This is a genomic window from Rhizobium hidalgonense (genome assembly GCF_005862185.2).
Classification (GTDB): Bacteria; Pseudomonadota; Alphaproteobacteria; order Rhizobiales; family Rhizobiaceae; genus Rhizobium; species Rhizobium hidalgonense.
In genome coordinates this window covers 3,172,605-3,197,854 of record NZ_CP054027.1, presented here as the reverse complement: position 1 = coordinate 3,197,854, position 25,250 = coordinate 3,172,605, and the positions used below count along the sequence as shown (strand labels likewise).

25 protein-coding genes and 1 pseudogene are annotated in these 25,250 nt (G+C 60.4%); 23 read left to right on the top strand and 3 right to left on the bottom strand.

Annotation, left to right across the window (positions count from 1 at the left end):
- Positions 1 to 26: 26 nt before the first annotated feature.
- From FFM81_RS15505 to FFM81_RS15420, 16 genes and pseudogenes are all read left to right on the top strand, one after another.
- Positions 27 to 1,001, top strand: a complete 975-nt coding sequence (locus FFM81_RS15505) for a phage major capsid protein (protein ID WP_003587937.1) — start codon at positions 27 to 29, stop codon at positions 999 to 1,001.
- A 21-nt stretch (positions 1,002 to 1,022) separates the two neighbouring features.
- Entirely contained in the window at positions 1,023 to 1,808 is a 786-nt protein-coding gene (locus FFM81_RS15500; protein WP_138385187.1) for a hypothetical protein, read from the top strand.
- A 158-nt stretch (positions 1,809 to 1,966) separates the two neighbouring features.
- Positions 1,967 to 2,530, top strand: coding sequence for a hypothetical protein (locus FFM81_RS15495; protein ID WP_097537383.1), 564 nt, complete (start codon positions 1,967 to 1,969; stop codon positions 2,528 to 2,530).
- A 45-nt stretch (positions 2,531 to 2,575) separates the two neighbouring features.
- Positions 2,576 to 3,283 carry a phage adaptor protein gene (locus FFM81_RS15490; protein ID WP_138385188.1) on the top strand — a complete coding sequence of 236 codons (708 nt, stop codon included), beginning with the start codon at positions 2,576 to 2,578 and terminating at the stop codon, positions 3,281 to 3,283.
- A complete protein-coding gene (locus tag FFM81_RS15485) occupies positions 3,280 to 5,103 on the top strand; it encodes a hypothetical protein (RefSeq protein WP_138385189.1) in 1,824 nt (607 codons plus the stop codon). Before FFM81_RS15490 ends, FFM81_RS15485 begins: the two co-directional genes overlap by 4 nt.
- The gene (locus tag FFM81_RS15480) at positions 5,100 to 5,516 is read left to right on the top strand and encodes a GNAT family N-acetyltransferase (RefSeq protein ID WP_138385190.1); all 417 of its coding nucleotides are present in this window, start codon (positions 5,100 to 5,102) and stop codon (positions 5,514 to 5,516) included. The genes FFM81_RS15485 and FFM81_RS15480 overlap by 4 nt, the downstream gene beginning before the upstream one ends.
- A pseudogene (locus FFM81_RS15475) lies at positions 5,482 to 6,477 on the top strand (tail fiber domain-containing protein); the annotation flags it as partial. The gene FFM81_RS15480 and the pseudogene FFM81_RS15475, both read left to right, overlap by 35 nt.
- Positions 6,478 to 6,973: 496 nt before the next feature.
- Entirely contained in the window at positions 6,974 to 9,088 is a 2,115-nt protein-coding gene (locus tag FFM81_RS32750) for a phage tail tip lysozyme (RefSeq protein WP_246401111.1), read from the top strand.
- Positions 9,089 to 9,178: 90 nt separating this feature from the next.
- The gene (locus FFM81_RS15455; RefSeq protein ID WP_138385192.1) at positions 9,179 to 10,519 is read left to right on the top strand and encodes a hypothetical protein; all 1,341 of its coding nucleotides are present in this window, start codon (positions 9,179 to 9,181) and stop codon (positions 10,517 to 10,519) included.
- Positions 10,520 to 10,578: 59 nt separating this feature from the next.
- Entirely contained in the window at positions 10,579 to 11,340 is a 762-nt protein-coding gene (locus FFM81_RS15450; protein WP_138385193.1) for a class I SAM-dependent methyltransferase, read from the top strand.
- Positions 11,341 to 11,364: 24 nt separating this feature from the next.
- Positions 11,365 to 11,817 (top strand): DUF7338 family protein, encoded by a 453-nt coding sequence (locus FFM81_RS32745; RefSeq protein WP_246401109.1) that lies wholly within the window; start codon positions 11,365 to 11,367, stop codon positions 11,815 to 11,817.
- Complete coding sequence (locus tag FFM81_RS32740) at positions 11,721 to 12,821, top strand: hypothetical protein (protein WP_246401107.1); 1,101 nt, start codon at positions 11,721 to 11,723, stop codon at positions 12,819 to 12,821. Before FFM81_RS32745 ends, FFM81_RS32740 begins: the two co-directional genes overlap by 97 nt.
- On the top strand, positions 12,821 to 13,024 hold the full coding sequence (locus tag FFM81_RS15435) for a hypothetical protein (protein WP_138384712.1): 204 nt from the start codon (positions 12,821 to 12,823) through the stop codon (positions 13,022 to 13,024). Before FFM81_RS32740 ends, FFM81_RS15435 begins: the two co-directional genes overlap by 1 nt.
- Before the next feature lie 94 nt (positions 13,025 to 13,118).
- Complete coding sequence (locus tag FFM81_RS15430) at positions 13,119 to 13,937, top strand: class I SAM-dependent methyltransferase (protein WP_138384713.1); 819 nt, start codon at positions 13,119 to 13,121, stop codon at positions 13,935 to 13,937.
- An 838-nt stretch (positions 13,938 to 14,775) separates the two neighbouring features.
- Positions 14,776 to 15,921 (top strand): acyltransferase family protein, encoded by a 1,146-nt coding sequence (locus FFM81_RS15425; RefSeq protein WP_138384714.1) that lies wholly within the window; start codon positions 14,776 to 14,778, stop codon positions 15,919 to 15,921.
- A 125-nt stretch (positions 15,922 to 16,046) separates the two neighbouring features.
- Positions 16,047 to 16,970, top strand: coding sequence for a methyltransferase domain-containing protein (locus FFM81_RS15420; protein WP_138384715.1), 924 nt, complete (start codon positions 16,047 to 16,049; stop codon positions 16,968 to 16,970).
- A gap of 149 nt (positions 16,971 to 17,119) precedes the next feature.
- Here FFM81_RS15420 and FFM81_RS15415 read toward each other — a convergent pair whose 3' ends face one another.
- Positions 17,120 to 18,073 (bottom strand): acyltransferase family protein, encoded by a 954-nt coding sequence (locus FFM81_RS15415; protein ID WP_138384716.1) that lies wholly within the window; start codon positions 18,071 to 18,073, stop codon positions 17,120 to 17,122.
- Positions 18,074 to 18,243: 170 nt separating this feature from the next.
- On the opposite strand from FFM81_RS15415, the gene FFM81_RS15410 reads away from it, so the two are divergent.
- From FFM81_RS15410 to FFM81_RS15380, 7 genes are all read left to right on the top strand, one after another.
- Complete coding sequence (locus FFM81_RS15410) at positions 18,244 to 18,498, top strand: DUF7940 domain-containing protein (protein ID WP_138384717.1); 255 nt, start codon at positions 18,244 to 18,246, stop codon at positions 18,496 to 18,498.
- Positions 18,473 to 18,937 carry a lysozyme gene (locus FFM81_RS15405; RefSeq protein WP_138384718.1) on the top strand — a complete coding sequence of 155 codons (465 nt, stop codon included), beginning with the start codon at positions 18,473 to 18,475 and terminating at the stop codon, positions 18,935 to 18,937. Before FFM81_RS15410 ends, FFM81_RS15405 begins: the two co-directional genes overlap by 26 nt.
- On the top strand, positions 18,937 to 19,299 hold the full coding sequence (locus FFM81_RS15400) for a hypothetical protein (protein ID WP_138384719.1): 363 nt from the start codon (positions 18,937 to 18,939) through the stop codon (positions 19,297 to 19,299). Before FFM81_RS15405 ends, FFM81_RS15400 begins: the two co-directional genes overlap by 1 nt.
- 19 nt (positions 19,300 to 19,318) lie before the next feature.
- Positions 19,319 to 19,531, top strand: coding sequence for a hypothetical protein (locus FFM81_RS15395; RefSeq protein ID WP_138384720.1), 213 nt, complete (start codon positions 19,319 to 19,321; stop codon positions 19,529 to 19,531).
- Positions 19,528 to 21,384 (top strand): SGNH/GDSL hydrolase family protein, encoded by a 1,857-nt coding sequence (locus FFM81_RS15390; protein WP_138384721.1) that lies wholly within the window; start codon positions 19,528 to 19,530, stop codon positions 21,382 to 21,384. Before FFM81_RS15395 ends, FFM81_RS15390 begins: the two co-directional genes overlap by 4 nt.
- Before the next feature lie 10 nt (positions 21,385 to 21,394).
- Positions 21,395 to 21,745 (top strand): DUF1515 family protein, encoded by a 351-nt coding sequence (locus tag FFM81_RS15385; protein ID WP_138384722.1) that lies wholly within the window; start codon positions 21,395 to 21,397, stop codon positions 21,743 to 21,745.
- A 298-nt stretch (positions 21,746 to 22,043) separates the two neighbouring features.
- On the top strand, positions 22,044 to 22,229 hold the full coding sequence (locus tag FFM81_RS15380; RefSeq protein ID WP_003569599.1) for a hypothetical protein: 186 nt from the start codon (positions 22,044 to 22,046) through the stop codon (positions 22,227 to 22,229).
- Positions 22,230 to 22,724: 495 nt separating this feature from the next.
- Here the strand turns inward: FFM81_RS15380 and FFM81_RS15375 are convergent, their stop codons facing one another.
- Together FFM81_RS15375 and FFM81_RS15370 are read right to left on the bottom strand one after the other, a co-directional pair.
- Positions 22,725 to 22,925, bottom strand: coding sequence for a hypothetical protein (locus FFM81_RS15375; RefSeq protein ID WP_003569598.1), 201 nt, complete (start codon positions 22,923 to 22,925; stop codon positions 22,725 to 22,727).
- A 541-nt stretch (positions 22,926 to 23,466) separates the two neighbouring features.
- Positions 23,467 to 24,972 (bottom strand): DegQ family serine endoprotease, encoded by a 1,506-nt coding sequence (locus tag FFM81_RS15370; RefSeq protein ID WP_138384723.1) that lies wholly within the window; start codon positions 24,970 to 24,972, stop codon positions 23,467 to 23,469.
- Positions 24,973 to 25,250: the final 278 nt, after the last annotated feature.

Sequence of the window (25,250 nt, the reverse complement as noted above, 5' to 3'; positions counted from 1 at the left end):
GCCAATTCTGATCAAAGGAATGATCGATGCCCATCTCGCCCAACCTCTCTGAAATCGTCACCACGACGCTGCGCAACCGCAGCGGCACGGTCGCCGACGACGTCACGAAGAACAACGGTCTTCTCACCCGTCTCAACAGCCGCGGCCGCAAGAAGCCCATTTCCGGCGGCCGCACCATCGTCCAGGAACTGCAGTACCAGGAAAATTCCACCTTCAAGCGCTATTCCGGCTACGACATCCTGAACGTCCAGCCCTCCGACGTCATCACCGCCGCCGAATACGATCTCAAGCAGGCCGCGGTCGCCGTCTCCATGTCGGGCCTCGAACAGCTGCAGAATTCGGGCGAGGATGCGATCCTCGATCTGCTCGAGCAACGCATCGAGAACGCCGAGACGACGCTGAAGAACAACATCGCGCTCGATTGCTATTCCGACGGCACGGCCGATGGCGGGAGGCAGATCGGCGGCCTGCAGCTGCTGATCTCGACTTCGCCGACCTCCGGCACGGTCGGCGGCATCTCGCGCGCCACCTGGGGTTTCTGGCGCAACCAGAAATTCTCGGCCTCGGCCGACGGCGGTGCGGCCGCCACCAATGCCAACATCCAGAGCTACATGAACCGGCTCTATATGTCCTGCGTGCGCGGCTCCGACGCGCCCGATCTTGTCGTTGCCGACAACAACTTCTTCCGCCTCTACTGGGAATCGCTGCAGGCGATCCAGCGCATCACCTCGGCCGACAAGGGCATGGCCGGCTTCCAGTCGCTGCAATACATGGGCGCCGACGTGATCTTCGACGGCGGCTTCGGCGGCGGTGCGCCTCTCAACCAGATGTTCTTCCTGAACACCAAATACCTGTTCTACCGCCCGCACCGCGACCGCGACATGGCGCCGATCGGCGATGAGCGCATGAACACCAACCAGGACGCGTTCGTGCAGCTCATGGGCTTCGCCGGCAACCTCACCATGAACAACGCCTTCCTGCAGGGCGTGCTGTTCGCCTGATCGAACGAAAGGAACAAGCAAATGTCGATCGCAACCATCCAGTCCGATCGTCTTGGCGCGAACCCGTTCGTCGTCGAAGGCCCGATCGTCTCCGGCTCCGGTATTCCGGGCCCGAATTTCGCCCTCGGCGCTATCGCCGGCGGCGACCGTGAATCCGAATGGGTCTATTGCCAGCTGGTGCTCGCCTCGCAGACGACCCTGCAGCCCGGCCAGTGGTTCCAGTGGACCCGGGATTATGTCGCCTCGCTGCTGACCACGGCGGCTGCCGTCGTCGGCCAGCGCTGCGGCGTCTTTTCCGGCGCCGCCCAGCCGCCGACGCTGACCGGTGGCCCGGTCGGTGCCATCACGCTTGCACCGGGCACCTATTACGTCTGGCTGCAGCGCAACGGCCAGGCGCCGTCGCAGGTGGCGACTGCAACGGCGGCCCTCGTCGTTGCCGAAACCACCGCCACCGCAGGCCAGGCAAGTGCGCCTGCCTCGGCGACGGCAACTACCAAGGCGATCGCCAACGTCAACTTCGCCGCCGCCAACCAGACGTTCATCGCAACCACCGTCAACGGCTCCAACCTGCTGACCAGCTTTTCCGGCCTCAATGCCGGTTCCGGCCCGTTCATCGGCGCGGCGGTTGCCGGCACGGGTATTGCAGGCGGCACGACGATCTCGGGCATCACCTACAACCCGAACGGCGTCGTCCAGAGCATCACGCTCTCGGCCAATGCCACCGCCAACGGCACCGGCATCACCGTCACGGCGACGGGCGTGCTCGAAGCGACGCTGATGCGGCCGTTTTTGTCGAAGGTGAACTAAAGCAAGCCAACGGGCGTTTTAGGCGCCCGTTTCGCCGACCTCTTTTTGAGGGGCAGGCCGCGCCCTCCAGCGCGAGCGGCGAGCACGCTTTGTCAACATCACACCAGGCGCATCCCCACCCATCCACATCTCCCCGCCATCAACCGCGAGCAAGCACCATGCCCGACAACACCGGAATTTATGCCTCCTTCAGCCTCGAGCCGGTCGAACAGACCTTTCTGACCGAGAAGGAGGGCCGGCCGATTTTTGCCGATAAGGAATTCGTCCGCATTTTCATCGCAGGCGACAAGCATACCGAAGTCTACCGCGAGGTGACCGACAACGACAAACAGCGCTTTGCCGACGCCTATAAGCGCTTCAAGGAAGGGGCCGAGGCCCGCGAGCAGCTGACCGGCACGCCGCTCTCCCAATGGCCCTATCTCAAGCCCAGCCAGATCAAGGAGATGGAGGCGGTCAATATCTATACCGTCGAGCAGCTCGCTGCCCTTTCCGATACAGCCAAGCAAAAGATCGGCATGGGCGCCAACGAACTGACCGCCGCCGCCCGGGCCTATCTCGCAACCGCCGAGAACTCCAGCGCCGCCTCCGCCTTTGCCGCCGAAAACGAGCGGCTGAAGGGCGAGGTCACCCGCCTGCAGGAGCAGATGAGGGAGATGGCCTTGCGTTTCGAGGCGATCGAAAAGGACGGTGAAGGCAAGGGCCGCAGCCGGCAGGCGGCCTGAGGAAGCGCTGAACCAACATCCTGCTCTGAACCGGAGATCTCCCGCATGTCGCTGCTGACCATCATTCAGAATGTCTGCGCCGAGATCGACCTCGATCCGCCGACGGCTGTCATGTCCTCGGCGGATCCGCAGATCATGCAGCTGCGCATCCTCTCCACCCGCGCCGGCCGCGACCTGATGCGCGAGCATGACTGGTCGGCACTCTCGGTCGACCGGCAATTCACCGCGACGGGTGTCAATCCCGAGCCGGCCGAGCCGCCCGCCGACTGGGACCGCTTTGCCGCCAATGCGAAGATCTGGAACGCTTCGCGCCTCTGGCAGCTGAACGGCCCGGTGGAGCCGCAGACCTGGCAGCGCCAGACGATCCTCAATTCGAACCCGGTGCCGCAGATCTGGCGTCTGGCCGGCGGCAAGCTCGACATCTACCCGAACGCCGCGGGCGAGACGATCAGATACGAATATATCTCCGGCTTTTGGGTGGCGGTGAATGGCGGCGTGAGTTTTGCCGGCAATTGGGCGAACGACACCGATACCGCCCGTTTCCCCGAAGACCTTCTCGAACTCTCGCTGATCTGGCGCTGGAAGCGGGCCAAGGGCCTCGACTACGGCGAGGAGATCGCCAGTTTCCAGCGCGCCAAGGAAGCGGCGATCGGCGCCGATCGCGCCGCAGCGCCCGTCGACCTGTCGCTGCCGGCGAGGGGCCAGGCGCTCGAGAATTATTGGCCCGGCACGATCACGGGGGCAAATCCATGACCCGCAGACCTGTTCCCCCCAACGGCCGCACCGGCCGCGTTTCGCCGGGCAAAGACTGGACAGCGCCGATCGGTGGCTGGCGAACCGATGTCGAGATGGCGGATATGCCCGAAAATGCGGCCTTTCAGCTCGACAATTTCTTTCCCGAGGCCAACCGGGTTCGCGCCCGCTACGGCTTCCTTCCCTTCGCCACCGGTCTCGGCGGCGACGTGCAGACGGTGATTGCCTATTCCGGAGTCGGCAATAGGCTGTTTGCCGCCGCCGGCGACAAGATCTTCGACGTGACGGTCGGCGGGGCTGCCGGTGCGCCCGTCGTCTCCGGCCTCGCCAGCGCCCATTGGTCGGTGCAGCAATATACCAACCCGGCTGGCCAGGAATTCCTGCGCCTGGTCAACGGCCTCGACACGCCGCTGCTCTTCAACGGCTCCTCCTGGACGAACAATTTTCTCACCGGCGCCGCAACGCTCGCCACCCAGAACGTCGCCGTCCGCAACATGGCCTATACGCTGAGCTTCTTCGGCACCGGCTCGGTGGCGCTTTCCGGCGCCTTCACCGGCACGCTGAACGGCACCGGCGTCGCCAACCGGGTATTGCTCACCTTCACGCCGGCGGCCGGCACGCTCACCGTTACCGTGACGGGATCGGTGACCAATGCGCAGCTGGAAAAAGGCTCAATCGCCACACCCTATGTCCCTTCGACGATGATCACGGGCATACCCGATGCCTCGCTGCTGATCGCGGTGACGGCCTATCGCTCGCGCCTGTGGTTCATCGAGAAGAACTCGACCAATGTCTGGTATCTCGCCACCGATGCCGTCAGCGGCACGGCGACGGTCCTGCCGGTCGGCGGCAATATGAAATATGGCGGCACGCTGGTTGCGATCAATGTCTGGACGATCCCGGTGTCCACAGGCCTGCAGCAATGCCTGGTGCTGATCTCCTCGGAAGGCGAGGTGATCGTCTTCCAGGGTTCCGATCCCTCGAGCGCGGCCAATTGGGGCCTGATCGGCACCTTCAAGCTCGGCCGGCCGCTCGGCAGCGATCGCTGCCTGCTGTCGGTTGGCGCCGATCTGGCGATCATGACCACCGACGGCATCGTGCCGATCACCAAGGCGGTGCAGCTCGATCGCGGCGCCACCAGCCTTGGGGCGATTACCGCCAGGATTGGCCCGACATGGCGCGAGACGGTGGCCGCCACCGGCACGACATCCGAGGAGTGGCAGCTTTCGAGCTTCCCGGCCCGGCAGATGGCGATCGTCAACCTGCCGTCCTCCTTCGGCCCCTATCAATATGTGATGAACACCGAAACCGGGGCCTGGTGCCGCTTCGTCGGCATGCCGGCCTCCTGCTGGGCGACATGGCAGGACCGGCTGTTCTTCGGGGCGGCCGATGGCACGGTCTATGAGGCCGAGGTCGGCGCCAACGACAATGGCGTGGCGATCGACGCGCTGATGGTCGGCGCCTGGAGCCGCTATGGCGACGGGCTCTCGACCAAGCTCTCGAAGCTGATCGGGGTGACGGCGCAGATCGGCGTTTCCACGGTGATGTATGCCGGGATCTCAGTCGATTACCAGACGAAGATCCCGACAGCGCTGCTCTCCTCGGTCGAAAACAATGCGGCGGCGAAATGGGGAACGGCGATCTGGGGCGTGTCGAAATTCCCCGGCATTTCGCTGGTGCGCAAATTCGCCTCCGCCGGCGGCGCGGGTTCGGCGCTGGCGCCGACGATCCGGGCGCTGATCTCCGGCTCATCCGGCTCCGTCTCCGAGGCCGCCGTCGTCGGCGGCTCGGTGCTTTACGAAAAGGGCGCGCCGATTTGATCGTCTGCCAACCCAGCGAGGAGATCGCCGCCTGGGTGGGCGGCAGGATCGGCGTCACCTTCCACCCGCCTTACACCACGCTTGCCCAAATCGACCGCGGCCGGATCATCGCCGGCTTCGTCTTCAATGTCTGGAGCGAACATGACGTCGAGGTTTCGCTGGCCGCCGACCGGCTGACGCTGACGCTGATGCGATCGGTCTTTGCCTATGTGGTGCACCAGCTCGGCTGCCGCCGCGCAACCGCCAGGACACGCGCCGACAACATCCAGACCCAGACCATGCTGACAAGGCTCGGCGCCCGTCTGGAAGGCCGCCAGCAAGCCTATTTCGGCGACTGCGACGGCCTGCTTTACGCAATCATGAAGGAGGATTTTCCCTATGGTCTCCACGCCGAAGGCACCGAAGGCGCCTGATCCGACACAGACCGCAGCGGCGCAGACGGCCACCAACGTCGACACCGCCATCGCCAATGCGGGACTGAGCCACACCAACCAGTACACGCCGGATGGTTCGCTGGAATACAAAGTCAGCGGCTACCAGACGATGAAAGACCAGACCGGCAAGACCTATCAGCTGCCGACCTATTCCGCCTATCAGACCTATTCGCCCGAGAACCAGGCGATCTACGACCAGACGCAGCAGACGCAGCTCGGCCTTGCCAGGCTCGCCAACGACCAGACCAACAAAATATCAGGCGTGCTCGGCACCAATGTCGATCTGAGCTCCGGCAATGTCGACAAATATGTCAATAATCACTGGCAGTCCGGCTTCGACAACCAGTGGAACCGCGACCAGGCGAGCCTCGATCAGAGCCTGGCCGACAAGGGCATCTCGATGGGCTCGGCCGCCTACGACAACGCCATGCGCGATTTCTCCACCCGCAAGCAGGCCGCCTCCGACCAGTATCTCGGCGACATGTATTCGAACGCCCAGAACGCCATCCTGACCGAGCGCAACCAGCCGCTGAACGAGATATCGGCGCTGATGTCGGGCTCGCAGGTGCATCAGCCGAGCTATGTCAATTCGCCGACGACGCAGCTGCCGACTGTCGATCAGGCCGGGCTGATCAATGAGAACTACAATCAGAAAATGGGCCAGTACAACCAGCAACTGGCCAAGTCGAACGCGGCGATGGGAGGCCTGTTCGGGCTTGGCGGCTCGCTGCTCGGCGGCTGGGCGATGGGATCGGACCGGCGGCTGAAGGAAAATATCAAACGCGTCGGCACGCTCGATAACGGCCTGCCGGTCTACGCCTTCCGCTACAAGAAAGGCGGCCCGGCGCAGATCGGCCTGATGTCGGATGATGTGCGCGAGGTTCACCCGGACGCCGTGTTCGAAGCTGCCGATGGGTTCGATCGCGTCGATTACGAAAGGGGCAGTCGCATGATCCCAACCATCTCAGGCGGCAATACCGGCAGGACACAGGGCGACATCGACGACCGGCGCAAGCAACTGGCCTACGCGATGCTGCAGCAGGGCATGGATACGAGCCCGGTGCAATCGCCGTGGGAAGGGGTCGCGCGGCTTGCCGAGGGCGGGCTCGGCGGCCTGGCGGTTCGCCAACAGCGGCAGACAGGCGCCGGTCAAGGTGCCGGCGCTCCGACAGGCCAGCCTTCCACGTCGGCACCGGCCTCTCCCGGCTTCCTGTCGCTGTTCTTCGGTGGCGGACCGACGCGCCGGACTGGCGGCTGAAGAAGGACATCTGCCGCGGCGGCGGGGGATAACGGCCTGCCGGTCGACCCTTACCGATGGACGGCGGTCCGATCCGGATCGGCCTCGTGTTCAACAATGTGTGAAAAATCCATCCAGACGCCGTGTTCAAACATGCAGACGGTTTCGACCGCGTCTTCTACGAAAGGGCAGTGGACCAATGTCACTAGCGTCATTCATTTTCGGCGGCGATACCGGCAAGACACAGGGCGACATCAGCGACCGGCGCAAGCAGCTGGCCGATGCCATGCTGCGGCAGGGCATGGAGTCGGGTCCCATACAATCCCCTTGGCAAGGGGCTGCGCGTCTTGTCCAGGCCCTCCTGGGTGGGCTGGCGATCCGCCAGCAGGAGCAGGAGCAGCAGGCAAGCGGCGACGGCAGCGCGGCGCCGGCGGGCGACCCGGGCGACTATCCCTTCGCGCCGCTGCCTGACAACGGGCCTATTCCGCCGGAAAGGCCCAATCTCGATCCGCTGATGACGACGGACGATCGCGGCGAACAGCCCATGGCCCCGGCCGCCCAGCCCGGCGCCGGTCTCTTCGCGCCGCTGCCCGACAACGGGCCCATTCCGACGCCGAAACCCTATCGCGATCCGATGGTCACGACGGATTATCGCCGGGAACAGCCCATGGCGGCCGGCCAGCCGCCGCAATTTTCGTTGGAACACTTTGGCGATCCCGTCGCGTCGCCTGCCAATCCGCCCATTCCGACGCCGCGGCCCTATCGTGATCCGATGGTCACGACCGACGATCGCCGCGAGCAGCCGATGGCGACCGATCAGCCGGGCGACGATGCCTTCGCTCCGCTGCCTGACAACGGACCCATTCCTTCGCTGAGACCTGGCTATCGCGACCCACAGGTGACGACGGACGAACGCCGCCAACAGCCCGCGGTGCCAGCTCCTGGCGCCGCCGTCGCCGGATCCGCAAACGACGGGGCAGAGCTTCAAACGATTCTGTCCGATCCCGTTCGTAGCGCCAAGCTGCCGGCCGGCATGCGCAACAACAATCCCGCCAATCTCAAATATGTCGGGCAGCATGGGCCAGGAATCATCGGCCCTTCCGAGAACACCGATCAGGGCGACCCGCAAGTCGTCTATGCCACGCCGGAAGCGGGCATGCGGCACAATGTCTGGCAGATCATGAGGAAGTATCGAAAAGGCATGCTGACCCCGAATCAGATGATCGCTGGAGCCGGCGGATGGACGCCTAAATCTTTCACGGCGGCTGCCAACATTGCGCAAATGATGGGCATCGACCCTGACGACGATCTGCAACTGACCGACCCGGCAATGGCAAAGAAGTTTGTTCGCGCCCTCATCACTCAGGAACAGGGAACATCGGGCGCTCTTTATCCGGACAGCATGATTGAAGCGGCAATCGCAGCACAGTCCAAGGGCGTTGCCCATGCCGTGCCGTCCCAGCCGGCCAAGGGGCCCGTTCCCACGCCGAGGCCGGAATATCCCGATCCGCAGATGACGACCGACGAGCGCCGCCAGCAGCCCGCGACGGCGCCCCAGCTGCCTGACGACGATCCCTTCGTTCCACCGGGCAAAGTGCCCGTTCCCGCACCGAAACCCAGCCGCCACGATCGGCAGGCGGTAAGGGGCACCTCCAGCCAGCAACCCGTCGACGCCGATGTCTTCCACGGTTTCATGGACACGGTGAAGAACGGTTACAAGACGAAGGATGGCTCGATCATCCAGGTCACCAACCCCTACGGTCTGGCGGCCATCGCCTCGACCGGCCAGTCCGAAAGCCGGTTCTCGACCAAGCTAGCCAACAGCTCCTGGTCCGATCCGAGCGCGAGCGGAAAGAAGGGCACCTCGGGCGGCATCATGTCGTGGCGCAATAGCCGCCTGCAAGCGCTCTACGATTTTGCGGCTCAAAAGGGCGAAAAGGTGGGGGCGATCAGCCCGCAGACGCAGGCCGAATTCTTCCTGCAGGAGAATCCCCACCTGATCGCCAGGCTGAACGCCGCCAAATCGCTCGAGGAAGCCCAATCCCTCATGAACAGAGCCTGGGCTTTCAAAGGCTACAATGAGCGTGGAAATCAGGAGGTCTCCAACCGGCTCGCCAGAGCCAGGAGCTTCATGCCGCAGTACCAAACGGAGGGCACTGCCGATCCCTTCGCTCCGCCCGGCAATCCACCGATTGCGACGCCAAGCCAGGGCTCTCGCAACCCGCAGGAGACAATGAAGCGAGGTCAGAAACAGCCATCGGCGGACGCACTCGTGCACGCACTCCTGGGACGGCAGCAAACTGGCCTGTGGTAGCCGGTTCAGGCTTCTGCGGACGTCAGACTAACGACTGCACAACACAAGGCCTCGCAATTCGCGGGGCCTTTTCCTTTTTGGAGAAGGCGAATGCCCAGAAACCCATCAACCGGCGTCTATTCCAAGCCCGCCGGCACGACACCTTCAGTTGGTCAGATCATTGATCCCGCACCGTGGAATCAATTGACGACGGACCTTGGGAACGAGATCACCAACTCACTGCCGCGCGACGGCTCGGCGCCAATGGTTGCGCCGCTGAAGCTTGCTACTGGTACGGCTGGAGCGCCGGGGATTGGGTTTTCGTCGACGCCGCAGACCGGCCTTTATTTGAAGGGCGGCGGGCTGCTTGGGTTCACCCAGAACGGCGTCGATATCTCCTTCGCCCGTGCCTCGGTCTATGCGGCAAAGTCTGGCGATTACACGGCCCTTGCGGTCGACGACGACGCCGTGCTGCGGTTCACTGCGGTGGCGACGCTCTCCCTTACGGCGGCCGCTACTCTCGGTGCCAACTGGTCCATCACGGTCATCGCCGATGGCGGGGATGTAACGATCGATCCGAATGGGGCAGAGACGATTGACGGGGCGGCCACGCTCGTCGTTCCGAATGGTTATTCCGTCTTCTTCGTCTGCAGCGGGACTGCGTTCTTCACCGATAAGGTGTTGACGAGGCTTCAGGCAGTAGCGGCGTCAGCAGAGCCTGGACATCTCTACGGCCTAACGCTTTCGAACAATGTCGCAGACGCAACGAATGACATAGACATTGCGATCGGCTCTGCGGCAAGCGATGCCACATCGCCCGTGATGATCACTCTCGCGTCGGCCTTGACAAAGAGGTTAGACGCCAACTGGTCTGTTGGACCCAATCAGGGTGGCCTCGATACGGGTTCGATCGCTAATACAACCTATCACGTCTGGCTTATCGCGCGATCGGATACGGGCGTCGTGGACGCGCTCTTCTCGACTTCCGCGATAAGCCCGACGATGCCGACAAACTACGACAGGAAGCGGCGCATTGGTGCGTTTAAACGAGAGTCCGGGGCGATTTGGGCATTCAAGCAGGATGGCGACTTTTTCGAACTAGTCGCCCCCACGACAGATACCACAACGATTACAACCAGCTCCGCCCTCAGGACCTTGAGAGTTCCGGTAGGGTTCCCCTTGAGAGCCAATATCACGGTGGTGATCGGCAATACGGCGGGCGCGATGTCTTCGGCCAATCATTGGAACCCAGCGCTCGGAGCAACACTCCCCTCATCTCAAAACGGGTTCGTCCAAACGTTTGTCAACACGCCGGTTTCTCAGGCAGCTTCCGAAATTATGGACATTTCTACAAACGCATCCGCCCAAATCTACAACCAGGCGACAGGCCCGCTATTGACGTCGTATTCCATTACCACTCTGGCATATTGGGACAGGAGAGGGCGCTTTTAAAATCAGCGTGAAGGTTGTAGATGCTTTCCTAATCCCGGAAGGAATAGAAGGCGTCTTGCATGTTGAAGCAGTTGGCGAAAGCCGTTTTCCCAGAGACCGTGCTTGGCGCAGCGAGGGAGTGGCGCGCTCGGGAAAAGCGTTACTGGTCATGGGGTAGCGCGACCAGGGCGGCCGGTGCCGAATATGCAGAAGGAGATTTGACGGCCTTCAGGGTGGCGAGGTCTCGGCAAATTGTTGGGAATGAAGAGTCCTTCGCCAAGCCGTCCGATGAGTTGCTGTTGGCCTTTGATGCGCCATGCGGTCGATTTGTTGATTTCGGCGGATCTGCTGGCGAAATGTGCGCCGTCTTGCAACGGCGGTTCGTCGCATGGTCATTTGCCGTTGTCGAGACAAAGGCGATGGCTGACGCCGCTCAGTCTATCCGGCCCTCGATCTCCTATTCCGACCAGTTGCCGACCGCCTTTGATGTCTTCTACAGCAGCGGGACGCTTCAATATCTCGCTGATCCCTATCCGTTGTGGCGGGATGCTCTCGCAAGGACGGAGCGTTACGCCTTCTTGGCGCGGAATGCTTTTTCAGAACAGAAGACGTTCAGCGTCCAATCATCTAGGCTCTTCGATAACGGCGCTGGGCCGATCCCGGAAGGGTTCAGCGATACCGTTATTCGATACCCGCATAGGACGGTGTCAGAACGAAGACTGATCAAGACCGCGCGTGAAGCGGGCTTCGAACTGGTCAAGCGGGTTGCCGATCAGAACGGCGGACTGATCAAGGGCGCTCGGAACATGTACGGCGCCGATCTGCTGTTCAAACGCCGGTAGCCCCTCACTTTGAGGATCACGACATTGCTGCTCCGCTACATCGCCTACCTGCCGGCAAACATCGGCCTCGTCGGCTGCGCCTATGTGCTGTCACCGTTCCTCGCTGCATGGTCAATGAAGCACGGTCCTGTCCTTCCCGGCCGGTGGCGCTGGTTCTCAACCCTGAACGCCGATCTGGACGGCTATATCCCGCAGCGTGTCTCTGGCTTCGATCCCGCCGCCAAGGGCTTCAAACTCTGGTGGCAGCGGACTCGTGGCGCAACCCCTGCAACGGCTCAATCGAAAGCGCTGGGTATGCCTGCGGATGGAACGCGCATCATCGAGCAGCGGATCACCGATGATCCGAATTCGCGGGGCCTTTTCCTTTTTGGAGAAGGCGAATGCCCAGAAACCCATCAACCGGCGTCTATTCCAAGCCCGCCGGCACGACACCTTCAGTTGGTCAGATCATTGATCCCGCACCGTGGAATCAATTGACGACGGACCTTGGGAACGAGATCACCAACTCACTGCCGCGCGACGGCTCGGCGCCAATGGTTGCGCCGCTGAAGCTTGCTACTGGCACGGTGTCCGTCCCTGGCCTTGGCTTCTCGTCGGTTCCGCAGACGGGTCTATACCTCAAGGGCACATCGCTTGGGTTCACTCAGAACGGCGTCGATATCGCATTCGGCCGCGCCTCGGTCTATGCGGCCAAGTCCGGAGCGTACACGGCGCTTGCTGTGGACGATAACGCTGTGCTGCGGTTCACCGCGAGCTCCACGCTCTCTCTGACTGCGGCAGCTACTCTGGCCGCGAACTGGCGCATCACCATCATCGCAGATGGAGGCGATGTCACCATTGACCCAGATGCATCGGAGACGATCGACGGGGCGGCAACGCTGCTCGTCCCTAACGGGGGATGGGTGAATGTCTTCTGTAGCGGATCGGCATTCTTCACCAACAAAACAGCCGCTCAGGGTGCGGCAATTGCCAACATGAAATGGCGGTCTCGCTTCATCGGAGAGGTGGTCTATGCCAATACAGCGGTTACAGGTGTGGAAACACCTCCAACGTCCGTCACTGACACCGTCTGGATTGAACTCACGTCCGGGCTGACTGGCGTCGGACAGTTCAACAACGCGAAACTGACCAACGAAAGCATCTCCGGTTCGGCGCCGCTTGTGCTGGCGACGGCTGCTATAAGCTATGCTGGTTCGGCGATGAACGGCCAGACCATTCGGTTGATCAACACCGAGTCCCGCGTCCTGCGTCCCAGCATCTCGCCGGGAACAATCCAGGATGACGCCTTTCAGGGGCATCGTCATCCCACAGGCACTACCGTGTTCACGGGTGGCGCTGGCGGCATTGGTACTGGTTCCGGTAACATCAACCCGTTGACCATCGGTGATCCTATCACTGACGGCACGAACGGCACGCCGCGCACCGCCAATGAAACCCGCATGAAAAACATCGGCGTCAAAGCCTACATGAGGATAGCCTGATGCCCTATGCAGTCGGACTCGACCAGATTGGCACCAACACCCCCGTCTATGACGGCAACGGGGAGTCGATCACTGGCGATTACATCGAAATCTCATGGGATGATTACCAAGCCGCAATCAACCTTCTTGTCAGCGGCAAGCACGTCTTCGTCATGGATGGGCAGTTTGTGCTAGGTTACGAGATCCCCCCGCAGGAGCCTTAAGGCAGAGCGCCTGTCTTGCACGCAGGCATTGTTCCCGCCCTTGCAGTCTTTCGATAAAGCTGTAATCGGTAGCTCCGGTTCAAAGGAGCAAAACATGTGGGTGCCATCCAGGCTTAGACACAAAAGGCACGCGCCAGTCGATCTTGACGCCGTATCTGCCGTGCCGTTCGACAAGGTTAGGGAGAAGGCGGAAGGCATCGAGGGGATGCTATCAGGGTTCTCCATGCAGGTCATGGATTCCGTTCTCACGTTCCAAAGAGCGGTCGGCAGCGAAGGCGGCATCTTTGAATTCGGCGTTTACAAAGGGCGATCCGCCGCTGTTCTAAGCGCCCATGCGCAGCCGACAGAAAAGTTCCTGATCGTAGATGTTGAGCGGTATATCACTAATGAGACGCTTTCCAGTCTCTTTTCCAGTCCGGAATTTCATTTGGGCAGTTCCGAGAACTTCTCAAAGGACTACGCCGACTATGCCGGTCTGAAGCGATCAGTGAGGTTCATGCACGTTGATTCCAGCCATTCGTATCGGACGACGTTGAACGAGCTGAAACTGGCCGATGCGCTACTGTCGGCAGACGGGGTACTTTGCCTTGATGACTTCTCTAACCTGCATTATTCGCAGATCTTGCCGGCGCTCTATAAATACCTCTATCGAAGCTGGACAGACCTTCGCGTTTTTCTGGTGACCGATGCGAAATGCTACATCTGCCGACGGAAGCATTTTGATCGATATGGAAGTTTCGTCCTCAACTCTCTTCTGGACGAAATGGGCAAGCGCGGTAATAGGCAAGTGACGCTCGCCAGGACTGACGTGGATCGGGAATACCGCGCGTTTTACTTACGGGAAAAAACCGATCCCGACGAAGACGACCTCTATGGGAGGTCCATTTACGGGCACTTCTACGAGAAACCATGATCGAAACAAGGGGCGCTCTTTCGGGCGCCTTTTCTATAGGGGCAAACAATGATCGTCCGCTACCTCGCCTACGTGCCGGCGAACCTGATCCCCGTTGCCCTGGCTTATGTCTGTCACCACTCCTGGCGGCCTGGTCAATGAAAAACGGCCCTGTCCTTCGGGGCCGCTGGCGCTGGTTCTCGACACTAAACGCCGATCTGGACGGCTATATTCCGCAACGTGTCGGATGGAACGCGCATCATCGAGCAGCGGATGACCGACGATCCGAGGCAGCAATGGACTGATGGAGACGGCCAACGGCGCCCGGTTCTTCTGACCAGCCGCGCATCGGTGGCTTCTGTCTCAAGATTTGGCTCGGAGGGCAAATAAGCCCTACGACGGTCGAAACCGTCACTTCGCATTCCAAGTCAAGCCCCAACGTTCCTGATCTCATCTGGAGCCTCCCCATGCTCGCCCCCTAACTGGCGAGCGGTGATAAAGCATGCCTGGCCGGATCGCTTCATGGTCCCGACGCCGCGGTCAGCAGTACGATATCGCGGCGGTTCGCGGGGCATTGCAATGCCGGTTGGCTTCACCGCCTAATGTCTGCTGCCAAATAGGTGAATTTGACAGATTCGCTGTGCGTGAAGAACGGGAAGACATATTCATGGTGCAAACGGTGCCTTCCGACCAGCCATATGCCAATCGGGAACGCAACCTGCTCGAATACCGCCTACGTGAATCTCCGAAGGCTGGTAGGTTAATGCCGGCAGTCAATCCCCGATGTAAAGCGATGACCTTTAGCGGCTTTTCATCACTCTTTGATTGAGTTATCCACTGCCGGGCATGGAGCTACCTAGTGGATAACGTAGTGACGTCTCAGTTTGTTCGTGGTGGCTCTCGCGATAGGGTTCGAGGGATTGATGGTCTGCGCGCCATATCCCTCATCCTGGTGCTTCAGGCCCATTGGGCGCCGTCAGAAGCATTCCAAGAGATAGCGGAATGGGGGCGTGCCGGCCTACTTGTCTTCTTCGTTATCAGCGGGTTTCTCATCACAAGAATTCTGATCGACCTTTCGGCGCGACGGCAGATTTTTGGCGCCCGCGCATTACTCGTTAACTTCTACTGCCGTCGCTTCTTCCGCATCCAGCCAATCTATTATCTTGGTCTGGCCTTCATCATCTGCATGAGCCTGAATGATGCGGTTCGAGAAGATGTGCTTTACCACGTCCTCTTCCTGCAAAACTTTTCGAACGTATTTCTACGAGAGGATCTCGGCACTTACGGGCCTGCATATCCGTGGTGGTCACTGGCTGTCGAAGAGCAGTTCTATTTGTTTTGGGCGCCTGCGGTGATTTTTCTCCGGCCGAGAGCCTGGAAGGCGGTTTTGGTTGGGTCGATTGCTCTTGCTATCGGGTGGCGCGCTTTTGCTTGGTTCGCAGATCTCGGACAGGCCAACGTCCTTGTGACACTCGGCAACCTTGACGCTTTAGGCGCTGGCGCCGCGGTCGCGATCATTACGTCATCAGACAGGGGGCCTGTCGCGGCTTCTCGGTGGTTCTCGGTAGTGATGGTGTCCGGCATTGTGGGATTTTGCATATTAGCTTGGGCCGAATATAACTTTGGGCTCGTAGCTTTCCGCAGCAGTTTCCTCGGCAAAGTTGTGTGCGATGTTCCGGTCTATCTCGTTGCCGCTTCGCTGATCTTTTTCTTGGCGAGCGGACGCGCGGATATCGCGGCAAAAGTGCTTGATAACCCGGTGCTGACATATTTAGGACGGCGCAGCTATGGCGCATACGTCTACCATTTGGTTGTGAGCTACACTTTCCTCTACTACGTCACTCCGCGATATATCGAGCCTCTCCTTGGCATAAAGCTTGGACTCTATGGGCCGGTTGAGTTTTGCGTATTCGCACCGATAACCATCGCGATTGCCGCACTTTCTTATCGGTACATTGAGAAGCCAATATTCCGACTGCGAGATCGCGCGGTCCCGACACTCTGAGAGAAGATAGGTTCAAAGATCCGCGGCTCGCCCCGCTTTCAGGTAGGACGCCCGCGCATCCGCGTTGAACGAGGCCGCCTTCCGTCGTATAGCTCGGGGAGAAAATGTGCGGCAGTGGTGATTAAATGACGTCGATTTTAGAACAATTGTTGAGTGTATTTTGGCTCCGGCCCGAGACCGCCGTCTGGCGGTATTTGGATACGGAGGCGATGAGGCGCTTCGAATTCGAAGGCAGATCGCTAGACTTTGGATGTGGAGACGGCATTTTTTCGTTTATTAGAGCGAGGGGACAGTTCACCGCAGAATTCGATGCTTTCCAAAAGACGGAGAGACTTGATCGATTTTACCAGAACGTAGACGTATTTGACGCTTATGATGAGAGTTACGATCCCCTCGTCGCTAGCCCTGCGTCGTATCAAATAAGTGTTGGCTTCGACCATAAGGCGAATCTGCTGCGAAAAGCGGCGGCGCTGAACTTCTACAAAGAAACCGTCGAGGGAGATGGAAACGCGCCTCTGCCTTTCGACGATAATTCATTTGGATCGATTTTTTCGAACATCGTCTATTGGCTTGATAACCCGGCCGAGGTCATTTCTGAGCTGAGAAGAATTCTGGTGCCGGGCGGCAAGATATGCCTGATGCTGCCAAATGAAACGCTGCCGCAGTACAGCTTCTATAATTCTTTATATGTCGAGACCAAGGATGAGCAATGGAAGTGGCTCGAGTTATTGGATCGCGGAAGACTGAGTGATAATATCAAGCAGTCGAAATCAGATGATGATTGGCGGCAGATTTTCAGCAGTGCAGGCCTTTCGGTTTCTCATCATTCGCAACACCTGCCTAAAGTAGTAATCCAAGCGTGGGATATTGGATTTCGACCGATGTTCCCAGCGCTCATGAACATGGTAGCCGGCGTCGAACCCGACAAGTTGCCTGGCATCAAAGCAGAGTGGGTGCGTGCGCTCCGAATGTTCGCCGATCCTCTTACCGCTATAGGCGAAAGAAATGACGAGAGCAGTGCATTTCACTGCTATATCCTTACAAAATGATAGATTCACGTGGCTCAATTTCGAGCCTAGCTGGGGCCGTTCTGCGGGGCGCGCCCCATATTCGTGGCGAGGTGCTGAGGTTGCCCAATCAGCGGTCGCGATTTGGCGCTGGGGATTGAACAATCCGTTTCTGGGTGACGCAACTTATCTCACGACGTCCCGACCACCATCCGGCCCCCCAAACGTCGAGAAAGTTCGTGAGCGGGCTTTTCCACGAAAAAGAAGAACGGGGCAACGAGCAGAAGTGAGCCGGCGCAGATGATGACCGGACTGGTGATGCCAAGCCGTTCTATCGCCGCCGCGGCGATGACATGGATCAAATAAATGGAGAAGCAAGCTTCTCCAACTTTCTCCATGATCGCCGAGGCGTTGCCACGCTCAGCATTCGACGCCTCGGAAAGAATCCACCCGCATGCCAGAACACCAAAAGGAATCATCGTCAGATAGAACCCGATCGGGGTGTTAAGCGTCGCCCAATACAGAATTGAAGCGGTGAGCGCGGTCGCCGCTCTCCATATCCAAATGTTCCCGAAATACGTTCCCCTTCGATAGATTTGGGCGATGTAACAACCCATGAACCAGGTTGGTAGTGAGACCACCCAATTCAGTGAGGGGCCGTAGATCTGCGCGTTGCCATATTTATCCGAGCCCAAACCGATCGCGATGAGGTAGGAAATGATGACTGAGACGACGATCATCAGCGGCCACCCCACTTTCCGTGATATTGGAAGGAGTAGCGGATAGAGCGAATAGTAAATGAGCTCACAAACCACGGACCATAAGATATAGCCGTCGATCGGATTGTACTGACGGATGCCGACCCACTGCGCCAGAACCAGTGCTACAGCGGTTGGAATCATGATTCTGAGATATCGCCTCTTTAGAAAAGCCACAGCAGACATTTCCGCCGTTCGGAACGGGAAGTGAATGCAAAATCCCGAGATGATAAAGAAGACTATGACGGCGGGGTGACCGGTGAAGATGTAACGCGAAACGCCGGGCATCGATGGCCCAAGCAAATGCGCAAACACAACAGACAGAGCGGCAACTGCTCTGACCGTATCCAGGCCCGCGATTCTATTTGAAAGTGGAAATGATCTCATTTCGCTAACGTAACCGTTATGCGAAAACGTTAGCAAGAGACAACTATTAGTGTACTTCGCGGTACCTTTATTGGATCTCCGTGCTTGGAACCGGTCCCGCACGCGTCTTCCTCGGTGAGAGCCGCGCGCACCGCGAGACCCAACACCCATCATAACCCGGAGCCCACCCCATGCTCGTCCATAACTGGCGCGCGGTGATCAAGCACGCCTGGTCCGTCCGTCTGATGGCGCTGGCGCTGCTCTGCATCGTCCTCGAGCCCGTCATCAATTTCGTCGCCGCAACCTGGCTGTCGCGCAACCTCTACATCCAGCTCGCCATGTCGGCGGCGACGGGGCTTTTCGCCGTGGCGGCGATCGTCGCCCGCATTTTCGTTCAGCAGAAAATCTCAGGAGATCTGAATGGCAAACCGCCTGCAGAAGGGTAGTGCCGCCGCGGCCATGGCCGTGGCGCTGGTCGGGTCGTTCGAGGGATTGCGGCAGAATGCCTATCCCGATCCGGCCACACGGGGGCAGCCGTGGACGATCTGCTACGGCAGCACCAATGGCGTCAAACCCGGGGATCGCAAGACGGTGGAGCAGTGCAAGGCGCTCCTGGCGCTGGAGCTCAACACCTATGCGCGCGGCGTTGAAGGCTGTGTGCGGGTGCCGCTGCCGGATGCGCGCTTCGTGGCGCTGACCTCCTTCGCCTATAATGTCGGGGTCAAGGCCGCTTGCGGCTCGAGCGCGGTCAGGCTCATCAACCAGGGTAGGACGGCCGAGGGCTGCGAGGCGCTGTTGAAGTGGAACCGCGCCGCCGGCATCACCTTTCCCGGCCTTGTCAGGCGCCGGCAGAAAGAGCGGCAATTCTGCCTGGAGGGCATCTGATGTTCTCCCTGTTCGACAGCCTGAAGATGGGCGCCGGCATCGCCGCCGGTCTGGTGCTCTATCACCTCTATGCCGTTGCGATCGGCTATCCCTCGGCGGCGCGCCAGGCGCGCGCCGGCTATGTGCTGCTGGCCGAGAAGGCTGCGGCCGATGCGAGAGCGGCCGAGATGGAGCGCCAGCGCAATGCGGCCTCGCTCGCCACCGAAGAGCACAGCAAGCGCCTTCTGGCCGCGGAGGCTTCAGAGCAGGCGGCCAGAGACACACTCGAAACCGAGATCCAATCCCATGAGCTTCAGCTTTCTGAAAAGAACCGCGCTTGCGCTGTCACTGCTGCTGATCGTCAGTGGCTGCTCCGCCACTGAGCGGCTGAACAGGGCCTCTGTGATGAAGGGGCAGGCGGCGGCCGGCATCGCGCTGCCGCCTTTGCCCGATGATCTGCGCCGGCAGGAAGCGCATGCGCCGGTCCGCGAAGGCGAGCCCGTGGTCGCCATCCTTGCCCGCGAGCGCCAGGCGCTCGACCGCGCCAATGCCCGCCAGGGGCGCATGGTGCAATTTTACGACGACCTCACCAGCAGAATTGGATCCCGCCGATGATGAACGGAATATCGCTCGCCGTAACAAGCCCGAGGTTCAGGGCTGGCGGATCCGGCCCGGTCGATCCCGATCGATATATGTTCTTCGCCACCCGCAACCGCATGCCCTCCGGGACCATCGTGACGGCCGCATCCGGCACGAATTATGTGTGCAGCAAGATCGTCGTCAGCACGCCGCAATATAAGACGCGGACTTTCCGCTTTCACCTCTCGGGCTTTGCCTCGACGGAAGGCGGAAACTCTCCGCAGGAGACGATCGTCACCGGAACCATCGGCACGCCCGGCAACTCCGTCCTTGTCGATGAAATGTATATGCGGGTTGGCGGCATCTTCCATCAGCTGCAGTTCGGTGCATCGAACACGGTCACGATCGCCGACCAGACCAACGGCGCGTGGACGGACGAAATCACCATTCCCGACGTCGCCGCCGAAAGCGCGATCGAACTCTGGACTTTCTACCACACCGCCGTTGCCGAAAAGATCTGGCCCGTCTACCGCATCCAGAAGCATCGAGGCGAGCGAATCTGGGGGGCAAGTGACCTTGCCACGCTGGAAGCCTTTATGGCCACCCCGGATGCCGACAGCACGGCGTCTCTCGACACGGGATATGGCACACAGGCGCAGCCGCAATATTACGGCCCCGACTTCATGGTCGCCAAAGGCGATTGGGATGGCCGCCCGGTCGCGCTCGGCTTTTGTGACAGCCTCGGCGAAGGTCGACAGGAGTTCAGCTCGGCTGCGGATGACCGCGGCAATCTCGGCTGGTTCCGACGCTGGCTCGACAAGGACGGGATCAATGGCCGCACGCCGCATCTGCTGATGGGCATGCCGGGAGCGGGTTCCGTCCGCGAATATACCGGGTCCGGATCTTCCATTGCCACGCGTCGCAGGGATATCGTCCGCGAAATTATCGCCTTCAACAACGGCGAATGGCCGTTCACTGTCGTCGCCAATCAGCTGGGGCAGAACGATATTTCGACCTCTTACAGCACGTGGTTCAACACCAACTACCGCAGTTTGGTGACCCGCATCCGCGCTGAATATTCTGGCGCCAAGATCGTCGCCTTCCCGCCGCTTGGCCGTACCGACATCCAGAAGACCATAACGCTGACGTCGGTAGGGACGGTGGCAACCGGCACAATAGCGGCCGGCACCACCGGCCTTGCCAGCGGACAGACTGTCAGCATTACCGGGGCGACACCGACCGCCTACAACGGCAACGTCGTGATTACGGTCACAGGTGCGAATAGCTTCACATACGATTTTACGGGCGGTACGTCGCCGGCGACTGGAACAATTCGCCTCGGCGAACTGGGATTGAGGGTCGAGTTTCAAGCCTATTCGGCGAATCAGTCATGGCCGACCGACGGGACGGACGCATCGGGAAAGTGGCGGCTGCATGATGATATCATCGCGCAGACCTCGTCCTGCTGCGACGCGGCGATCGATACTTACTCAGCCTGGGTGTCGCCCTCACGCGGCGGCTGCTGGCCCGGTATGCTGGAACTGCCCAGCACGACGCTGACAGTCCAGGCCGGCACGGACGGTGTTGCTACCTACAATTCCATCACCGTGGCAGATGCGAGCTTCCTTCGAGCAGAGCAGACCATCAATCTCTATTCCGGCCCCGACGGCGTCGCGCGCTTAAGCACGCAGGTCATCGCCAGCATTGCCGGCAACGTCATCACATATCAAGGCACGAGCGCTGTGGTGATGCCGATTGGAACGGTCGTCCGCCCGGCCGCGGCGATCGGCGAAAACACCCCGGCATCCATGGTGCACCCGCAGCCCGTTATGATCGACCGCATTGTGGCTGGCATCGCCCAGTCCGAAAAAACGAAATTCGTAATCTAGAGGCACCCGCATGAACACATCTGACTTCGACCCCCGGCTGCATCAGCAGATGGGGGAACTGCTCGCAGAGGTCCGCAATCTCAGGGATGCTTTCAGGCAATCGGAAATCAAATCCGACAACAGCCGGTCTCAGATGCACGGCCGGCTGGATCTCCTCGTTGATCGCGTTGGCAAGGTCGAGGGAACCGTTTCGGCCGTGCAAGAGGATATCTCGGAAATGCGGCCGGTGACCGATGACGTCCGCCGGTGGAAGCTCATGGGGCTCGGCGCTCTCGGGATCGTCGGGATAGGGGCGTCGGCGCTTACCTTCATGATCACCAAGTTTGGCGCGTCTGCTGCTGGATGGCTTCTCGGAAAATAGAAGGATGGCTCAAAGTAAACTGAGCTGTTGCATTTTGTTTCCACGGCGTTAGATCCCAAAAAAAGCCCCGCCGAGGCGGGGCAGTCTAGACAACTCGGATCGCACGGGAGGAACACCCATGCTTTCCTGCTAATATAACGAAAGAGGGCCCGGCTAGGTTCCGCTACGGTGTCGTATTGACGATAATTTACTGGTCGCACCAAGCGTTCCGCTGCCCTGAAACGAGCCTTTTAAATTTTAGCTATCTCTAACGAACAAATCGGCATCGGGCTGGTTCTCCTTTCAGGAGGAAACAGTCATGAAGAGCATGAACAATCGCCAGGTTCGCATTCCCGGTCCCCGGGAGCTTGATATTGCAGAACATTGCCGCAAGTTCGGGATCAGTCCGGCCGAGGAAAAGAAGCTGAAGAAACTTCTCGGGTCTCGCGCACCTCTGCATGAAATCCAGGCCAACGCTCCGCCGCGACAGCCGAGGTGGCGTTGACAGAGGATGCGTCTGTTTCACGCTGCGTTACGGCCATGACTCAAAGATTGAGCGGCGCCAGACGATGCCGCGAAGGCGAGGGGACCGGATCTTGCTGCCGGGCGTCCTGATCGCCGATCCTGTTGATCAGGAGGGCCGATTGTGGTGCTTACCCGTGAAAATCCGCTGAAAGCCCCGGTCCGCCGGGGTTTTTTGATGGGGTGCCGAGGCGCTTTGGTTTTTCGCAGGCGCCGAAGCATGCCAGTCTAACGATTGAAGCGGATCGAAGCAATTTTTGCTTGTTACTTGGCCCGACGGGGCGAGCGCGCCGGCTGATCTGCGGCGCCTGATTGGCGGAACTTCCGACAAATAGTGACGTTGTGGCCGACGGACCGCGTAGCAGGTCTCGTCTCCTGTACCAACTGCTACCCCTGCAGTCGCTGCGCGGTCCACTGCACATCCGGGATGGCCGGAGCGCTTCTCTGCCCGGCCCGCACAGCCCGAAGCGCGAGCCGATCAATGGGCAAGTTGGCGCGACAGCATGAGGATGTAATCATCAGCGATATCGGCGACCACCATTGCGGCTTCGGCTGGCGGATAGCCCTTGCCGATGGCCTCGCTGAGGATTTTCATCACGAGCGGTTCGAGCGCTTCCCGGCAGTCGGCGAGAGTTTCGACATGCGGGCATTTCGGACGAAATTGCAGGACGTTGTTCATGGCGTACCCTCCATATGATCGAGTTCGGCCCTTTATGGAAGCCGGCCTCTCGATGAAAGGCGGGCCACGGTTCCGGCGAGCTGTCCCGAAACCAAATGAGTCATCGTGAAAATACGATGGCATAGGGCGGGAGGTATTCAAGGTGATGCTGATATTAAGGTAAGCCAGTAGGGTTAATTCGTCCACTGAGGGTTGATCGGTCCTCAACGGGTGCGTCCGTCAATGGCGCAACACCTTGTTTACATGTCGCTTTTCGGGACAAAAAGACGGGGCGTTTTTTCAGATTTCCAGAAAAATGCCAGCATTCGCCATGCGGGCGTCAGGCTTGACATCGCGAGCCGGAGGATTTGTCCCGGGGCTGGACACCACATCGGAAAAGCCCACTTTCGCGGGCTTCTCCTTTCCAATCTCAAATTCGAAATGCGCGCTCGTCCCAGGCTGCGCTGAACGGCACGGCGACGACGGTCTTGCTGCCAGGCGCGGCCGTTCAGGCGGCGGCAAATGGCACGGCGACGAAGGTTTTACTGCCAGGCGCGGCCGTTCAGGCGGCGGCAAACGGCACGGCGACGAAGGTTTTATTGCCATCGCGTTCGACGAGCAGCAGCACCGATTTGCGGCCGGATTTGCCGGCCTCGGCAATCGCGGTCTTGACGTCGCGGCTGTTGTGGACCGGTCGGTCGTTGACCGAGACGATCACATCGCCCGCCTGGATGCCGGCGGCAGCGGCCGACTTGTCGGGATCGACGCTGGCGACCACCGCGCCGCTGACGGCGCGCGGCAGGTTGAGCTGCTGGCGCATATCGGGCGTCAGCTCGGCAAGGCCGATGCCGAGGCTCGGCTGGCCGCTGCTCCCGCCCTTGCTATCCGGGCTTTCGGCGGCGGCCTGTTTCTGGCCGTCCTCATTGCCGCCGACGGTGACGTTGAGGTCGATCGCCTTGCCGTCGCGCCAGATGCCGAGGGATTTCTTGGCGCCCGGCGAAAGATCGGCGACCAGCCGCGACAGGTCCTTCGGCGTCTTGACAGTCTGGCCGCCGACCGATGTGACGATATCGCCCGGCTTCACGCCGGCATGGGCGGCCGGCGTATCGGCGGTCACGGCGGCAACCAGTGCGCCGCCTGACTTGTCGAGGCCGACGGCATCGGCGACATCTTTCGTCACCGGCTGGATCTGCACGCCGAGATAGCCGTGATCGATCGAGCCGTCCTTCTGCAGCTTGGCGACGATCGCCTTGGCCTCATCGGACGGAATGGCGAAACCGACACCGACGCTGCCGCCGTTCGGCGAATAGATCGCGGTGTTGATGCCGACGACATTGCCGCTGCGGTCGACCAGCGGCCCGCCGGAGTTGCCGTGGTTGATCGGCGCGTCGATCTGGATGAAATCATCATACGGCCCGCTGTGCAGGTCGCGGCCGCGCGCCGAAACGATGCCCGCCGTTACCGTGGTGCCGATGCCGAACGGGTTGCCGATCGCCAGAATCTGGTCGCCGAGCTTCAATTTGTCGGAATCGCCCCAGGCAATGGTCTGCAGCGGCTTTCCCGCCTCGATCTTGACGACGGCGACATCGGATTTCGGGTCGGTGCCGATCAGCTTCGCCGGCAGTTCGGTACCGTCATCGAGCGTCACCTTGATGTCGACGGCATTGTCGATGACGTGATTGTTGGTGACGATCACCCCGTCTGGGCTGATGATGAAGCCGGAGCCGAGCGCCATGGCCTGCTGCGAAGGCCGGTTTTTCGGCGCCTGGCGCGGCAGCGGGATGCCCTGATCCTCGAAGAACTGGCGGAACTGCTCGTCCATCGGCGAATCCTGCTCGCCGGCGCTGACATCGGTCGCCTTCACAGTCGTGGTGATGGTAACGACGGCGGGCTTGTCGGCGTCGACGATCGACGCGAAGGAGCCGCTGGCTGCGAGAACGCCGCCGGCATCGGCCGGTGCGGCAGAGGCGTTCGACGCGTTGATGGTCAACGGCAGGCATGCGGCGCCGGCGAGGATGGCAGCCCCGACCAGGGCTGCGGCGCGATGTTTGCGGAGGATGTGTGACATGGTGATGGTCCTTGGAAGGGTGGCCCTTGCTAGAGCATTGACTTTGGATGGCGTCGGGCTTCCCCCTGGACCTGGCGTCGGATGGCGTTGGGCGCCAATTGCTCTCATCGCGGCGCAGCCGTTGGGGGGCGACCGGGCGAAAAAGAAGAATTCGCGCTCGGGATTCATATGATCGCCGCCAGCGGATTTACAAATTAAATATTGATCATGTTGATATTGCCGATTTGTAAGACATTACTGGAAGTTAATCTTTGTGCCGAGGGATTTTCGGGCCAGCG

Coding starts and splice junctions, on each gene's coding strand:
- FFM81_RS15380 (WP_003569599.1), top strand. CDS start 22,044: ATGAAGAGCATGAACAATCGCCAGGTTCGCATTCCCGGTCCCCGGGAG.
- FFM81_RS15390 (WP_138384721.1), top strand. CDS start 19,528: ATGATGAACGGAATATCGCTCGCCGTAACAAGCCCGAGGTTCAGGGCT.
- FFM81_RS15385 (WP_138384722.1), top strand. CDS start 21,395: ATGAACACATCTGACTTCGACCCCCGGCTGCATCAGCAGATGGGGGAA.
- FFM81_RS15375 (WP_003569598.1), bottom strand. CDS start 22,925: ATGAACAACGTCCTGCAATTTCGTCCGAAATGCCCGCATGTCGAAACT.
- FFM81_RS32750 (WP_246401111.1), top strand. CDS start 6,974: ATGTCACTAGCGTCATTCATTTTCGGCGGCGATACCGGCAAGACACAG.
- FFM81_RS15405 (WP_138384718.1), top strand. CDS start 18,473: ATGGCAAACCGCCTGCAGAAGGGTAGTGCCGCCGCGGCCATGGCCGTG.
- FFM81_RS15490 (WP_138385188.1), top strand. CDS start 2,576: ATGTCGCTGCTGACCATCATTCAGAATGTCTGCGCCGAGATCGACCTC.
- FFM81_RS32740 (WP_246401107.1), top strand. CDS start 11,721: ATGCCCAGAAACCCATCAACCGGCGTCTATTCCAAGCCCGCCGGCACG.
- FFM81_RS15430 (WP_138384713.1), top strand. CDS start 13,119: ATGTGGGTGCCATCCAGGCTTAGACACAAAAGGCACGCGCCAGTCGAT.
- FFM81_RS15500 (WP_138385187.1), top strand. CDS start 1,023: ATGTCGATCGCAACCATCCAGTCCGATCGTCTTGGCGCGAACCCGTTC.
- FFM81_RS15435 (WP_138384712.1), top strand. CDS start 12,821: ATGCCCTATGCAGTCGGACTCGACCAGATTGGCACCAACACCCCCGTC.
- FFM81_RS15410 (WP_138384717.1), top strand. CDS start 18,244: ATGCTCGTCCATAACTGGCGCGCGGTGATCAAGCACGCCTGGTCCGTC.
- FFM81_RS15505 (WP_003587937.1), top strand. CDS start 27: ATGCCCATCTCGCCCAACCTCTCTGAAATCGTCACCACGACGCTGCGC.
- FFM81_RS15370 (WP_138384723.1), bottom strand. CDS start 24,972: ATGTCACACATCCTCCGCAAACATCGCGCCGCAGCCCTGGTCGGGGCT.
- FFM81_RS15485 (WP_138385189.1), top strand. CDS start 3,280: ATGACCCGCAGACCTGTTCCCCCCAACGGCCGCACCGGCCGCGTTTCG.
- FFM81_RS15450 (WP_138385193.1), top strand. CDS start 10,579: ATGTTGAAGCAGTTGGCGAAAGCCGTTTTCCCAGAGACCGTGCTTGGC.
- FFM81_RS15415 (WP_138384716.1), bottom strand. CDS start 18,073: ATGAGATCATTTCCACTTTCAAATAGAATCGCGGGCCTGGATACGGTC.
- FFM81_RS15420 (WP_138384715.1), top strand. CDS start 16,047: ATGACGTCGATTTTAGAACAATTGTTGAGTGTATTTTGGCTCCGGCCC.
- FFM81_RS15455 (WP_138385192.1), top strand. CDS start 9,179: ATGCCCAGAAACCCATCAACCGGCGTCTATTCCAAGCCCGCCGGCACG.
- FFM81_RS15400 (WP_138384719.1), top strand. CDS start 18,937: ATGTTCTCCCTGTTCGACAGCCTGAAGATGGGCGCCGGCATCGCCGCC.
- FFM81_RS15495 (WP_097537383.1), top strand. CDS start 1,967: ATGCCCGACAACACCGGAATTTATGCCTCCTTCAGCCTCGAGCCGGTC.